Annotated in this window: 18 protein-coding genes; 11 read left to right on the top strand and 7 right to left on the bottom strand. The window is 43.0% G+C overall.

Going from position 1 to position 13,782, the window contains the following annotated elements; all coding sequences use genetic code 11:
• Positions 1-16: 16 nt before the first annotated feature.
• The 4 genes from HFA01_RS18840 to HFA01_RS05595 form a co-directional block, all read right to left on the bottom strand.
• Positions 17-193, bottom strand: a complete 177-nt coding sequence (locus tag HFA01_RS18840) for a hypothetical protein (RefSeq protein ID WP_167506173.1) — start codon at positions 191-193, stop codon at positions 17-19.
• Positions 194-280: 87 nt separating this feature from the next.
• Positions 281-1,168: a ClpXP adapter SpxH family protein gene (locus HFA01_RS05605; RefSeq protein WP_146814090.1), complete on the bottom strand. Its 888-nt coding sequence runs from the start codon at positions 1,166-1,168 to the stop codon at positions 281-283.
• Positions 1,165-1,563 (bottom strand): globin domain-containing protein, encoded by a 399-nt coding sequence (locus tag HFA01_RS05600; protein WP_146814088.1) that lies wholly within the window; start codon positions 1,561-1,563, stop codon positions 1,165-1,167. The genes HFA01_RS05605 and HFA01_RS05600 overlap by 4 nt, the downstream gene beginning before the upstream one ends.
• Positions 1,564-1,617: 54 nt before the next feature.
• Positions 1,618-2,202: a CYTH domain-containing protein gene (locus tag HFA01_RS05595; RefSeq protein WP_146814086.1), complete on the bottom strand. Its 585-nt coding sequence runs from the start codon at positions 2,200-2,202 to the stop codon at positions 1,618-1,620.
• Between the two features lie 133 nt (positions 2,203-2,335).
• Between HFA01_RS05595 and yjbM the strand changes: the two genes are divergently transcribed.
• From yjbM to HFA01_RS05580, 3 genes are read left to right on the top strand one after another with little or no spacing between them, the layout of a single operon-like run.
• Positions 2,336-2,974 carry a GTP diphosphokinase gene (yjbM, locus tag HFA01_RS05590; RefSeq protein WP_089653949.1) on the top strand — a complete coding sequence of 213 codons (639 nt, stop codon included), beginning with the start codon at positions 2,336-2,338 and terminating at the stop codon, positions 2,972-2,974.
• Positions 2,975-2,990: 16 nt separating this feature from the next.
• Positions 2,991-3,797: an NAD kinase gene (locus HFA01_RS05585; protein WP_115824145.1), complete on the top strand. Its 807-nt coding sequence runs from the start codon at positions 2,991-2,993 to the stop codon at positions 3,795-3,797.
• Positions 3,781-4,668, top strand: a complete 888-nt coding sequence (locus HFA01_RS05580; protein ID WP_146814084.1) for an RluA family pseudouridine synthase — start codon at positions 3,781-3,783, stop codon at positions 4,666-4,668. The genes HFA01_RS05585 and HFA01_RS05580 overlap by 17 nt, the downstream gene beginning before the upstream one ends.
• Before the next feature lie 61 nt (positions 4,669-4,729).
• Here the strand turns inward: HFA01_RS05580 and prpE are convergent, their stop codons facing one another.
• Positions 4,730-5,461: a bis(5'-nucleosyl)-tetraphosphatase PrpE gene (gene prpE, locus HFA01_RS05575; RefSeq protein WP_146814082.1), complete on the bottom strand. Its 732-nt coding sequence runs from the start codon at positions 5,459-5,461 to the stop codon at positions 4,730-4,732.
• A gap of 263 nt (positions 5,462-5,724) precedes the next feature.
• On the opposite strand from prpE, the gene mgtE reads away from it, so the two are divergent.
• The 3 genes from mgtE to fabI all read left to right on the top strand — a co-directional run bounded on the left by mgtE (position 5,725) and on the right by fabI (position 10,062).
• A complete protein-coding gene (gene mgtE, locus HFA01_RS05570) occupies positions 5,725-7,089 on the top strand; it encodes a magnesium transporter (protein WP_146814080.1) in 1,365 nt (454 codons plus the stop codon).
• A 15-nt stretch (positions 7,090-7,104) separates the two neighbouring features.
• On the top strand, positions 7,105-8,967 hold the full coding sequence (locus HFA01_RS05565; RefSeq protein ID WP_146814078.1) for a monovalent cation:proton antiporter family protein: 1,863 nt from the start codon (positions 7,105-7,107) through the stop codon (positions 8,965-8,967).
• A 315-nt stretch (positions 8,968-9,282) separates the two neighbouring features.
• Positions 9,283-10,062, top strand: coding sequence for an enoyl-ACP reductase FabI (fabI, locus tag HFA01_RS05560; RefSeq protein ID WP_089653955.1), 780 nt, complete (start codon positions 9,283-9,285; stop codon positions 10,060-10,062).
• Positions 10,063-10,109: 47 nt separating this feature from the next.
• Here the strand turns inward: fabI and HFA01_RS05555 are convergent, their stop codons facing one another.
• Positions 10,110-11,129 carry an EAL domain-containing protein gene (locus tag HFA01_RS05555; RefSeq protein ID WP_167506172.1) on the bottom strand — a complete coding sequence of 340 codons (1,020 nt, stop codon included), beginning with the start codon at positions 11,127-11,129 and terminating at the stop codon, positions 10,110-10,112.
• A gap of 182 nt (positions 11,130-11,311) precedes the next feature.
• On the opposite strand from HFA01_RS05555, the gene HFA01_RS05550 reads away from it, so the two are divergent.
• Positions 11,312-11,863 carry a CotO family spore coat protein gene (locus HFA01_RS05550; RefSeq protein WP_146814073.1) on the top strand — a complete coding sequence of 184 codons (552 nt, stop codon included), beginning with the start codon at positions 11,312-11,314 and terminating at the stop codon, positions 11,861-11,863.
• 45 nt (positions 11,864-11,908) lie between these two features.
• On the opposite strand, the gene HFA01_RS05545 is transcribed toward HFA01_RS05550, so the two are convergent.
• On the bottom strand, positions 11,909-12,409 hold the full coding sequence (locus HFA01_RS05545; RefSeq protein ID WP_146814071.1) for a CotY/CotZ family spore coat protein: 501 nt from the start codon (positions 12,407-12,409) through the stop codon (positions 11,909-11,911).
• 191 nt (positions 12,410-12,600) lie between these two features.
• On the opposite strand from HFA01_RS05545, the gene HFA01_RS05540 reads away from it, so the two are divergent.
• From HFA01_RS05540 to HFA01_RS05525, 4 genes are all read left to right on the top strand, one after another.
• A complete protein-coding gene (locus HFA01_RS05540; RefSeq protein WP_146814070.1) occupies positions 12,601-12,828 on the top strand; it encodes a hypothetical protein in 228 nt (75 codons plus the stop codon).
• Between the two features lie 66 nt (positions 12,829-12,894).
• Complete coding sequence (locus HFA01_RS05535) at positions 12,895-13,221, top strand: DUF1360 domain-containing protein (RefSeq protein WP_146814068.1); 327 nt, start codon at positions 12,895-12,897, stop codon at positions 13,219-13,221.
• Positions 13,218-13,433, top strand: a complete 216-nt coding sequence (locus HFA01_RS05530; protein WP_146814066.1) for a hypothetical protein — start codon at positions 13,218-13,220, stop codon at positions 13,431-13,433. Before HFA01_RS05535 ends, HFA01_RS05530 begins: the two co-directional genes overlap by 4 nt.
• Positions 13,434-13,469: 36 nt before the next feature.
• A complete protein-coding gene (locus tag HFA01_RS05525; protein ID WP_146814064.1) occupies positions 13,470-13,769 on the top strand; it encodes a hypothetical protein in 300 nt (99 codons plus the stop codon).
• Positions 13,770-13,782: the final 13 nt, after the last annotated feature.

Genomic DNA, 13,782 nt, shown 5'->3' with positions numbered 1-13,782 from the left:
GGTTCTGTGGGTTTATTTATTTAAAGCCCCGAAAAGTTTTCTTGTGGCTTGGTATGGATACAATGAGGTAAATAGCAAGGAACAATAAAGGGGAACTAATGTAAATCGGATATAAATTCATGAGTGCGAACAAATGGAAAGCAGCAAGAAATAAAGTGCTGATGATAAAGAGAAGGACTACCCAAATTTTCATCTTACCCCCACCTCCATGGTTTATTTTATGGAGAGGATTGGATGGCCATGACTCCTTGTAATAGAAAAACTCCCGTTTCAGGGAGTTTTAACTTTCAATATATTGCCAAAAAGCTCCATGCTTAACGGGAATTTCACGCACTTTTTGCTTGAGTACAAGCTTCTTCATTTCCCGTTTGGCTTCTTGTTCTGTCCAGTCATATACGACGGCAATCTCTTTGTTGGCAACGAAGCGATAGTGTTGCAAGAAATCCTCCAAAGCTGGTTTTATTCCTGGCTTTGGATCTTTTTGCAGCATTTCTTTCAACACTTTCACATAAACGTCGTACGTGTATAATCCTGTAATTTTTAACCCGGCATCTTCTTCTGATTCGTTAAACACGACAATGGTAGGAGTGGAATCCACATCCATCTCATGAGCTAACTTCAAGTCACACTGCAAAGCTCTTCTTGCAGCGTCCCCGTGAAGGTCTTTTTTGAATTCAGTTACATCAAGGCGGGACTTTTCAGCACATTCGATTAACACGGATTCGTCTGAAATGTTTTGTTTTTCCAAGAAAACATATTCCTGTACTTTTCGTAAGAAGCGCATTCCAGCTTTTTTTCCTTGTAATTCAGCCGCTTTTACAGCAAGAGCCGTGGCAAACGGGGAGGATACAGGATTTTCAAGCCATACATCCCCATCACAGCACATCCCTGTCCGAGAACCGGTCTTGTCCCACGCCTCTTTTAAGTTTTCAGGCTTTTTCATTTTATTCTGGTGTAAAGAAGATAGCTTCCCGCTGATGATCGGCCGGAGAGTAAAGAAGCGTCCGTATTCGATCGTGAGCTTTTTGAGGAAGGGTTCCAGTGACCAGCATTCAGGGCATAGGGGATCAATGAATACATAGATCTCAATCGGTCGTTTCAGTAAATCGAAAAAACCGCTTGCTGTACCTGCTGTATCACGGTCACTGTTTAAACTTTTCCAACTCACATCGATTCTCCTTTCTCATCTTCTGGTGAATTCATCATATGGTTTGCAGTCATCGTAAGCCTCTCAAACATAAAAGAACGATGAGGTTCTTGAATATCCACCTCATTCATGGCTCCGGACATGCAGGATAACCATGCGTCTCTCCTTGTAGGCGTTATTTTAAAAGGCAGGTGTCGTGCCCGTAACATGGGATGGCCGTGTTCCTCAACATAGAGGGGAGGGCCGCCGAAGAACTGGGTTAAAAATTGCTTTTGTTTTCGTATGGTTTCTGTAAGGTCGTCCGGGAAAATGGGAATTAAATCCGGGTGATTACTTACACGTTTATAAAAAGCTTCTACAAGTTCGTCGATTTTTTCTTTTCCAATTTCCTCAAAAAACGTTTCTCGTTGTTGCATAGCATCCCTTCCTGTCTGTTCATCATTTTAGCAATGAGGGCTGGAGAACGGCAACTATTCTGATTGCAGTTGCTTTCTGTCGTAGAAACGTTTAATTTTATTATCTGTTTCACGGGCCGGAATATTGCATGAATGCAGAATTTCGTCGATCACATTCTTTCCAGTTTCTTTTGAGCTGGCTTCTACTTCCAGCTCATAGTCTTCTTTGTCATAGTAAAGGCTGTGATCAAGAACGACGATCGCTCCTTTGTACTCGAGTTCTTTTCTTCTCGTCGTTAGCGAACCAAGGTAGTGAAGATCCTCTAAAGAAATCCCTAGACCATCCAGTTGTTTGGATACATGGGGCTTTTCTGTCATTTTGTCTTGAATCCATAGATTGGCTTCTTCTTCTGTCAGTGAATCATGAGTTTCAAGCAGACCTTCCGCATGTGGCTGTTTTAAAGTCAATGTCCATTGACCATTTTTTTGGCGAATCCTCAAAGCAGCTCCTTGCTGCTTTAGATTAAGATCTTCTGTTTCAAAATAATAATTGGTTTGTTCCATGAGTTCAACTGATTTGAATGGTAAAAAATGATAAACCTTTTCATACTCATCTTCTGTTAATAAGTTTTTAAACTCGATTTCAATTTCCTGTGCCATGGTTAAGACCTCCTGATCGTAGTATAATGTCAGGCGCTCTGCTTATTCTGCAGGCTAACTTTATGATACAATGAATGGTGAACAAAACGCACATATTTACTATGAAGATTGGATACATAAAGGTGGTTGCTTGATGAATTGGGATATATTTATAGCACCTTATGCTCAAGTGGTGGAAGAGTTAAAAATTAAATTAAAGGGCATGCGCCGGCAGTTTGAATATGAGGAAGAACAATCCCCTATTGAATTTGTAACCGGACGCGTCAAGCCGAAATCAAGCATTATTGAAAAGGCGAGACGAAAAGCCATTAATCCTGAAAACATCGAAGAAGAACTGCAGGATATAGCTGGAGTGAGAGTGGTCTGCCAATTCGTTGATGATATCTATGCGGTGGTCACGATGCTTAGGAACCGCCATGATTTTGAAATCGTAGAAGAGAAAGATTACGTTTCAAGGAAAAAGGATAGTGGGTATAGATCTTTCCATGTCATTATTCGTTATCCAGTGGAAACCATTCACGGAGAGAAAAAAGTATTGGCAGAAATCCAGATCCGTACCCTTGCGATGAACTTTTGGGCAACCAATGAACACTCATTAAATTATAAATATTCGGGGAAAATACCATCAGAAATCAAATCACGGCTAAAACGTGCAGGTGAGGCTGCCTTTCAGCTCGACGAAGAGATGTCTAAAATTAAAAGTGAGATACAAGAAGCTCAACGCGCATTCTTAAGAAAAGAAGAACAAAAAAAGAACCCTAGAAAAACTTAAAGGAGTGGGTGGACCGATGAAGTTCTCGATCCTTTCTAAAGGTGATCAAAAATCGAACGAAATCCGTTCTAAAATAAAGAACTACTTGACGGAGTTTAAGTTGGAGTACGATGAAGATGAACCCGACCTTGCTATTTCTGTCGGTGGAGATGGTACATTGCTGGAAGCTTTCCACACGTATGTTCATCGTTTGGATAAGACAGCTTTTATAGGGATACATACCGGTCACCTCGGTTTTTATGCGGACTGGATGCCGGAAGAACTAGAAAAACTGATCATTGAAATTGCGAAGACTCCTTTCCAGGTGGTCGAGTACCCGCTCCTTGAAGTGACCATCCGACCGAAAAGCGGTGGAGAAGAAGACCGCTATCTTGCGTTGAATGAGTGTACGATTAAGACTTCAGAAGGCTCGGTGGTGATGGACATTGAAATTAAAGGCGATCACTTTGAGACGTTCCGTGGGGATGGTCTTTGTGTATCTACACCTTCCGGAAGTACTGCCTATAATAAAGCATTAGGTGGAGCCATTTTGCACCCTTCACTGGAAGCCTTCCAAATTGCTGAAATGGCTTCGATTAATAACCGGGTGTTTCGTACCATTGGGTCTCCATTGATTTTACCTAGTCATCATACGTGCATGTTCAAACCAAAGCATGACCGTAGTTTTCTTTTTACCATCGATCACATCACTCGGACGTATAAAGATGTAAAATCCATTCAATGCCGCGTGGCCGAAGAAAAAGTACGATTTGCCCGGTTCCGTCCATTCCCATTTTGGAAACGTGTCCACGACTCCTTTGTAGCAGATGACTACTCAGACTGATGTCACAAAGAGATGGCAGGTAACAGAGGCTTACGCCGGTTATTCCATTCGTGAGTTTTTGTTACAAGCGGGTGAGTTTTCCCGGCAATTGATCAAGAAGGTTCGTATGGACGGTGCGGTATTTGTGAATGGGTCTCAGGAGGAAATGTGGCGTCCGCTAGAGACAGGAGACGCCGTAGTCATCGTTTTTCCTAAAGAAGAAAAAGGTTCGATCTTTCCTCAGCAGGGGGCTTTACCGGTCGTGTTTGAGGATGATGACGTCATGGTCCTCGACAAGCCGTCAGGCATCCCGGTAGTTCCTCCTTTTGACCAAAAAGAGCCTTCGATCGCAAGTTACTTGCTTTTTGAATATGAAAAAAGAGGGTATCCTTGTACGGCCCATATTGTCACGAGACTTGACAGAGATACGTCTGGATTGATGTTAATTGCTAAACACGCGTACAGCCACAGCCTTCTTACTAAGAGGTTGGACTTGATTTCACGACAATACATTGCGATTGTTGAAGGGGAATTTCAAGAAAAAGAAGGTCTCATTGATGAGCCAATTGGCCGTGCAGAAGACTCCATCATTCAAAGAATGGTATCACCAGAAGGGAAGCCTTCACAGACTCAGTTCTATCTGATTAAACAGGGGGAAGATTACTCCCGGGTTCGGTTTAAACTTCTTACCGGTCGGACGCACCAAATTCGTGTCCATATGGCACATAGAGGGTATCCATTAGCTGGAGACAAGTTATATGGAGGAAACATAGTGGCAGGGATGGATGGTCAAGCCTTGCATTGTGAACAGCTTCATTTCATCCATCCTTGGACGAAGAAAAAAATGACCTTTACATCAGAACCACCAAAACTTTGGGAAGATATTCTTTAAGCAGGATGTGTTCGATTGAAAGGTCTACAAAAAAGCAGGAGCACTCGAGTGCTCCTGCTTTTTAATATCTAAACTTTTCTTCTACAAAAGCCATACTTGATGGTACACTGACGATTTCTTCTTCAGGCAGACGGAAAGCGGTCAGCCTGCCTCCGAACACACACCCTGTATCAATGTTGACGGTTTTGTTAACAAAACGCGGTTCCTGCACTGGGGTATGTCCATAAACGATCCATCGATTCCCTGTGTAATGCTGGGCCCAGTCTCGTCTGACAGGACGACCATCCGGAAGCTTTTCACCAGTAATGTCACCGTAGAGAACGAACGTTTCAATACTTTTACTTTTATGACCAATATCTTCTTCACGGATGCCTGCATGAGCAACAACCGCATCTACATCTTTCAAAATCAAGTGCAGAGGGGATTGCTCATACAAATGTTTGAATTGTTGTTTTACGTCCTTCTGTTCTTCTTTAGACAGGGAACGGTATTCCGCAGCGGTCGTTTCCAATCCATGCTTTTCTTGGACGGGGTTTCCTAGAAAAAAGCGATACAATTTGTTGCAATGATTTCCCGGGACATAATGAGCTCCCTTCTCTGTCACTAAACGATATACGAAGGTTATGCATTCAATGGATGACGGTCCACGGTCCGTAATATCCCCTACAAAAACGGGAGTTCTTCCGTCTGGGTGTTGCGGTAGGCCGTCGCTCCATTTATAGCCCATTTCTTCGAATAATTGCTTCAACTCGTCAAAGCAGCCGTGAACGTCCCCAATGATGTCGTAGTTCATGGTCATTCTCCTTTTTTCCATTCAAGTATTGTCGTGATCTTTAAGGGATTTGGCGCTGTCCTATATATGGAAGATATTTTTCCCAACCCTTCGAAATACTAAACATACGGGGAGTTTATTCCCTAACATCGATTTCTTCTGTTAAACTACATTTATGTGATGAATTTGGCTGTTGAAAATTGAGTGACATTCGTTGACAAACACGTGTATCGCCATTAAGATTAAACGGTCAAAAACGAAATAGACACTGGGGAGGGTTGCTTATGGAACACTTAGATGACCAGGAGCGCCAAGAAGTTTGGACGAATATTAAAGATGCCTTGTTCAATGATCATATTGACCAGTTCCGTGCAGAATTCCTTGAATTGCATCCATATGACCAGGCCCGGATCTTTGAGGATTTAGATGAAGAGATACGGATGCAGATTTACACCTACCTCTCTCCAGAAGAGGTCGCTGACGTTATGGAACACATCGATTATGATGAAATTGAACCTTTCTTTACTGAAATGACTCCGGCTTTTGCTGCGCAAGTCTTCGCTGAAATGTCCACGGATGATGCCGTTGATATTTTAAACGAATTAGATAAAGATAAAGTGGCGAGTTTCTTGACGATCATGGATGATGATGCAGCTGACGAAATCAAAGACCTGCTTCATTATGAAGAGAAAACCGCTGGTTCCATAATGACAACAGAATTCGTTGTCGTTAAGGCTGGTATGACGATCAAGGAAGCAATGGTTCATCTGAGAACAGAAGCCCCTGACGCCGAGACGATTTATTACACCTATGTCATTAATGAAGATAAACGGCTCGTCGGTGTTATTTCGTTGAGGGATTTGATTATATCTGAAGAAGAATGGCTGATATCCGACGTTATGAATGAACGAGTGGTATCGGTCTCAGTCGGTGAAGACCAGGAAGAAGTGGCACGCATGGTGCGCGACTACGATTTTCTTGCCTTACCGGTCGTTGATTTCCAGGACCATCTCCTTGGAATCATCACCGTCGATGATATTATGGACGTCATGGAAGAAGAAGCTAGTGATGATTATTCTAAACTTGCAGCCGTTTCTGACGTCGACAGTCCTGATGAAAATGCTTTTGCATCAGCCAAAAAGCGTTTGCCCTGGCTTGTCATTCTCCTCTTTTTGGGCAGTCTGACAGCAAGTCTTATTGGGCGTTTTGAGGACACCTTGGATCAAGTAGCAATCCTCGCTATTTTTATTCCGCTGATTGCCGGAATGGCGGGAAATACAGGAACGCAGGCACTAGCCGTTGCTGTCCGCGGTATCGCGACCGGGGAAATTGAAAAGCAAGGGAAATGGAAAATGATGATGAGAGAAGCGGGCACTGGTATTATTACTGGGCTTTCCTGTGGTGTACTAATCACACTCATTGTATATATATGGCATGAAAACTTCTTTTTAGGCGTATTAGTCGGATTGTCCATCTTTATGACCTTGGTTGTAGCAACATTGGCTGGTTCTCTCGTTCCCCTTCTTATGCATCGTTTAAAGATCGACCCTGCTGTTGCTTCAGGACCATTCATTACAACGGTGAATGACCTGATTTCCATTCTGATTTATTTTGGACTTGCGACAGCTTTCATGAATTTATTGATTTAAGGAAGGAGGGCGAGTATGGAACATGGCGCTTCAGTAACTTCATTAGTTATTGTAATTATCGCAGCATTCATAACTCCCATCTTACTACACCGCTTTAAATTGAATTTCATCCCGGTTGTAGTTGCAGAAATTATTGTAGGATTAATCATTGGTCAAAGTGGCTTTGATATTGTAGAACAAGGCAGCTGGTTAGAAATCCTGTCTACATTAGGATTCATTTTCTTGATGTTCCTCAGTGGATTGGAAATTGATTTTTCTATTTTCGCAAGTAGAAAAAAGAAAGCGAAGCCCGAAAACCAAGGGACAGGTGCTCCGAACCCGGTATGGGTCGCGACCCTCGTCTTCATAGGGATCTTCGTCATCTCCTTAGCCCTTTCTTACATGTTTGTTTGGGCAGGTTTCATTGATAATGCATTCTTGATGACGCTGATTATTTCCACAATATCACTAGGTGTGGTCGTGCCGACATTGAAGGATGCACAGATGATGAAGACAACGATTGGTCAGACCATTCTCCTTATTGCGGTCATCGCCGATCTCGTAACCATGATTCTGCTGGCTGTATTCGTATCCATTTACGGAGAGAGTGGTGGAAACACATGGTTACTGCTGCTACTTTTTGTAGCAGGTGTTCTTTTCTATTACATCGGCAAAAAGTTCCGTCATCAGTCGTTCGTAGAAACGATGGCCAAAGGGACTATCCAGATCGATACGCGTGCTGTGTTCACGCTCATCCTTCTTCTAGTCGCTTTATCTGAAACGGTAGGAGCAGAAAACATTCTTGGTGCTTTCTTAGCAGGTACTCTCGTTTCCTTGCTGTCTCCTAACCCTGAGATGGTGAAGCGTTTAGACAGTTTCGGGTATGGCTTCTTAATTCCAATCTTCTTCGTGATGGTTGGTGTGGAAATTGATATTTGGAGTCTATTTACCGATTCCCGTGTGCTCATATTGATTCCATTGTTATTTATCGCCTTACTCGTCTCGAAGATTGTTCCTGCTTTAATTTTGAGTAAGTGGTATGATAAGAAAACCGTTTTTGGCTCAGGTTTTATCCTGACTTCCACACTCTCCCTTGTAATTGCAGCTGCTGCCATCGGGAAGCGGGAAGGAATGATCGATGACCAAATGGAAGGCGCTCTGATTCTTGTGGCTGTCCTGACATGTCTAGTGGCGCCGATCGTCTTCAAAAAGATTTATGGACGATTTGAAGATGAAGACCATAAGACGGTCGTATCCTTTATCGGTTCTAACCGCATGACCTTACCGGTTGTAAGAGAACTGGACATTCATACCTACGAAACTCATCTGTACCATACAAAAATGGACAAAATTGATGAACGGATCAGTCGTAATTGTTTCGACATCAAAGAGTTAGATGGCTATGATGTTGAAAAGATGAAGGAACTCGGAGTCTTCGAAGTAGACTTGATTGTTGCTTCTACGGGGGATGAAGAACGAAATGCTGAGATTGCCCGCTATGCAAAAGAGCAAGGAGTAGAACGGATCATCGTCCGAGTAGAGTCCCCAGACCTATCTCAGGAAATGAAAGATCTTAATATCAATGTATTCTCGGTGTTCTTGTCGTCTAAAGCGCTCCTGAAAGCGATGATTGAAGCACCGAATGTTGTAGATATCTTAACAAAACAAGATAGTGCGCTTTATCAAATCAACATGAACAATTCGGTCTATAATGGCATCCACCTTCGTGAATTTCCATTTACCGGAGATGTCATTATGGTCAGAATCTTCCGCGGCAAAGATTCCATCGTGCCTCACGGGGATACAGAATTGAAGATGGGTGACCGCCTGATTGTTACAGGCTCCCACGAGTATGTGGAAGAACTGAAATTAGAACTGGAATACTGTGAATGGTGTTAACCCTCAACCGCTCCTTCTCGTCACGAGAAGGAGCGGTTTTTTTCATTATCTATCCACTATATCTCCCTATAGTGGAAGACTCAGTTTCGAGATTTTTGTGTGACCCTAATCTCCAAATCAAGTCTTCAACAGTCCTGCCATTAGATTGTATAACACCAATTATCCTATTTTTGGATAGAGACTGGGCTTATGTGAGTGGAAATAGGGAATGGATAAAGGGAGATTTGTTTTTCAAAAGTTTATGGTTTAAAATAGGAGCAGGTACTAATAACAAATACTAATTCAAATCCTACTACCTCAAGGAGGGTGTTCATTATGAATTTTTCACTAGAAGGACGCACCTATGTCGTCATGGGAGTGGCGAATAAACGAAGCATTGCCTGGGGGATTGCCCGCTCGCTTCACTCTGCTGGAGCGCGTTTAATTTTTACAGTGGCCTCAGAGCGTTTCAAGAAGTCGGTGCAAGACCTTGCTGATACTTTAGAAGGTGGGGAGGAGTCACTTGTTTATGAATGTGACGTCACGGACGATGAAGCGATCATTCAGACATTCGAACAAATCGGGAAAGATGTAGGGACGATTCACGGCCTTGCGCACTGTATCGCATTTGCGAATCGTGAAGAGTTGAAAGATGAGTTCTTAAACACAAGCCGCGATGGCTTCCTGACTGCTCACAATATCAGCTCTTATTCTCTAACAGCGGTCGCTCGTGCAGCTCAACCGTTGATGACGGATGGAGGAAGTATCGTAACCCTCACGTATCTTGGAGGCGAACAAGTGGTGAAGAATTATAACGTTATGGGTGTAGCGAAAGCGAGCCTTGATGCAAGCGTTAAATACTTAGCGAACGATCTTGGTAAACATAACATCCGGGTGAATGCTATTTCCGCTGGACCGATCCGTACACTTTCCGCTAAAGGTGTAGGCGACTTTAATCAGATTCTTAAAGTGATTGAGGAACGTGCACCTCTTGGGCGTCCCGTCACTCAAGAAGAGGTCGGCGACACCGGGTATTACCTAATGAGTGATCTATCCCGCGGCGTGACCGGAGAAGTGATTCACGTGGATTCCGGATTTAGCATTGTCGCTTATTAACCCAACCTCAAAACCCCGTTTCCACATAAAGTGGAAACGGGGTTTTCTCATGTGAACCAGGATTGAAGATGGGGCCATATGGGTTCTTCTCTTTTTTCACTATGGGATGCAGCAAAACGAACCACCTCCGTTAATGCAAGCACTTCTTTTCCAGAAGGAGTATCGTTCATAGCGAAACGGTGATCATAGCTCCCTTCATATGTAGCGGTCCATCTCAACAGCTCAGAAAATGTGGTATGCTCATCAATTTTCAAAGGAAACCAATGATTGTTTCTTTGCTGCTCTACTTGTTTAGAAATGAACCGAGGCAGTGGGGGAGGAGGGAAGTCAGGCTTTCCAAAGTAATACCCTTGCATAAGGGAGACTCCCATTTGAATCAAATGATGACACTCTCCTTCGGTTTCCACTCCTTCAGCAATAATCCCTGCTCCTAACTTCTTTCCGATATGTTGTAAGGCCTCCACCATGTATTGTTTTTCGCGTAATTGATCGATATGAGTGATCAGGGATCGATCGATTTTCAAGTAGTCTGGTTTTAATTCAGAAATCATTTGCATGGAAGAATACCCGGCACCGACGTCATCGATCGCTACTTTAAACCCTTGTTCTCTATAATGTTCCAATAGCTTCCGAAAACTTTGGAAATCAGAAATGGCGGAGTGCTCTGTAATTTCAAAGACAATCTGGTCCGGATTCACCTCTGTATTTTGTAAAACAGTATGGGTGAATCCGGGAGTGAACGAATCATCGTGAACGACATTCGGTGTTAAATTCACCCACAATTGCTGATCCTTTTGTAAATAAGGGGTGATGGAGTCGATGGCAAGCTTCCGTGTATGTTTTTCAAGTTGAAACAACCGATTGGTCTGAGCAGCAAGCTGAAACAGTTCGACGGGACTTTTGAATGAAGCGCTTGGAGGAAATCTTGTCAGTGCTTCAAAACCGATGACATTATCTTTATGTAGATCGACGATGGGGTGATATTGGATGAAAAGCTTGTCCTCATTCATGTATGAAGCGAGTACATCTTCTGATGACTTGCATTCTCGTTGTTGTGCAAGGCTCATGGAAACACTCCTCATTGATGGTCTACATTTACCATAACAATCGTAAGATAAGCGAATCACCTGGTTGTGTTAAATCTATGTAAAATCATAAGAGATTTTGTCAAAAGAGGACAAAAGTGAACATGGTCTGCCATTTGGGCATATACATGAAATGATGAACGAATGGAAAAGGAGAGATCTTGATGGCAGATGAAAAGCGACTTGCTAAGCAGCCGATGCTTTATATTGTCCAGCCTAAGGGCTTGAAACCGGCAGAAGTACCCATGCAAACTAGCTTTCGAAGTCAGCGTTCTTCTAAGTCAGAAGAGAAGACAGAACAGCCGCAGACAGAAGCTCCATCGAATGAGCGTGAAATACGGATGCGCAGACAGAATTCCCCTCACCGTCAAGAGTTGGCTAAATTAAACAAATCTGAAGAGATCGAGGCGAGTGGAGATGAAAGAAAGGAAGCTTCTTCAGCTGTAAATGCGGAAGAGAAGGCGGAAAAGGATGCTCCACGAGATCGAAGACAACGATTTCATGACATGACACTTGAGGAAAAAGTTTTATATTTCTTCAATCTATCCCCACACGTGCCGAAAATGAAATGTGAGGTAACGACTGAGGAAGACAATTACAGGGGGTATATTACGGATTATGTAGATGGTGTCGTGCACATGAAAGTTTTTCAGCGTCCGTTTCAGCGGGAGATAGCATTTGAAGACATTAAAGATATTAGACTCTTGGGGTTTTAGTAAATGAGGAAAAACCGCGCATCTGTGCGCGGTTTTTTATGAATCTTAAAGTGTTGCTGCTGCCGGAAGACATGTTACGTGGCAGAAGCAGTTCAAATCTACAGTGATGCAGATTCCAGAAGCACGAAGGTTTTTACAGCTTTGATCTGCTGGTGATTTTGGATCGAAACCTTTACGGCGGTGTGATCCTTCAACCTCATCTTCGTCGTCGTCATCATGGCGGCGTTCAGCAAAAAGAAGTTCAAGGATGGCGCAACCATCGTCGTCTACAGATTTAACTCTGAAGAAGAAGCTTCCTTTCACTTTGCAATCATCGCCGCTTCGTTTGGAACCGTAGCCTTTGAAAGGTGTGCATCCATCTTTGCAGTAAAGGATGACAGGAACCGTGTCAAAACCGGACCCTCCACCAGTGTCACCTAAAAGGTCTGCGATTGAACGCTCACAGCTTGTCGTGCAATCGTGCATGACATCATTCTGAGCATCGACGATATCTTTAAGAATATCAATCACACATGAACCTGAATCGAATCTTTTTCCACAGCTCATTTTCTAATTTCCCCTTTCCATACGCATTGACGTATTGTCTTTACTAGAATATGAAATGTGTCTGGGTCGGTGTGGGCATTTGTCTCTTTTCTGTTAATCCGGAGTTTTTTTGTCCTTAATGGGCAAGAGACTATACCCAACTGGGGCAAACGCCATAGATTAGAAGTGAATTCGATTAAGGAGTGAATGGAATGTCTGATAAAAAGAAGGTCATCCATGTGAAAGACCTTGTCATTAAAGCGGATAACGTCGTCATCGAACCCCAGCGTCGTGATCGTCATGATCGCGACGACCGTGTCGATCCATTTTTCGGTGGACCGAGACGCCGTAGAGAAGAAGAGTCAAGAGAAGAAAGCAGCTCCAGTCGCCGTCATCATGATGAATCTTCCGATCGACGTGGGGGATTTCGCTGGTTTTAAGAAAATAAAGAGTGAGCCACTACAAGAAACGTAGTGGCTTTTTCTTCATGGGAGAGAGGTAGAAGAATGTTTACTTACATGGAAATCATATTGCTGGCCCTTGCTACTTTTCGTTTCACGCGTCTGATCGTCAGGGATTCCATTATGGAATGGATCAGGCGTCCTTTTATTGAAGTAAAAGTTATCAAAAATGAGCATGGTGTTGAAGAAGAGTGGGTGGAGCCGAAGGGTTTTATCGGAGAAGGATTGAGTTGCCAGTGGTGTGTCGGGGTATGGTCGGCTTTGATCATGCTTTTCTTCTATATAATAGTTCCGTATGGGGAGTGGTTGGTGCTGTTGCTAGCTCTTGCAGGACTACAATCCATCATCTATACATGGGTTGATCGACAATGACAGATAAAAAGGAAAAAACATTATTTGAAGTATTAAAGGAAATGGATGTAGAAACGTCGAAAATGAATGGAATCATTAAACAGCCTGAAAAGAAATTCAATGAGTGGGAAAAAGACTTTCAGGCATGGGATCGTCGTTTCTCCAAGCGAATGACGGATATGGAAAAGTTCTTAACCAAACAGATGGGGAAGATGGAACGTTTCTTTGAGTAGGAAATAAGGGTATGGATAAGCAAAGGAGGCGTCGATATGGGATATATTCTGCCTGTAAATCATTATCAGTATCAGGATTATCAAACCAGAACGACCCAGCGTGAACGTTCACCTTTTGTCCTTGAAAAGATTTTTAAAGCCACGTTGGACAGTAATATGAAGCACAATCAACCCCGTGAGCAAGGTCGTGTAGAAAACCAGCGTAGGAAATCCATCCATACAACGAGGAATACCCATGCTGTGAACATCGCCCACTCATCTATTAAGAAAAGCGGTACAGAGAAGATTCTTTCCCATATGACAGGAAAAGGGCAGTACTTTAGCGAAACTGTATGAAAAAGCTAAAGGA

It is taken from the genome of Halobacillus faecis, assembly GCF_007991335.1.
GTDB lineage: Bacteria > Bacillota > Bacilli > Bacillales > Halobacillaceae > Halobacillus > Halobacillus faecis.
The sequence above is the reverse complement of the archived record's forward strand: the minus strand, read 5'-3'. Positions and strand labels throughout refer to the sequence as shown.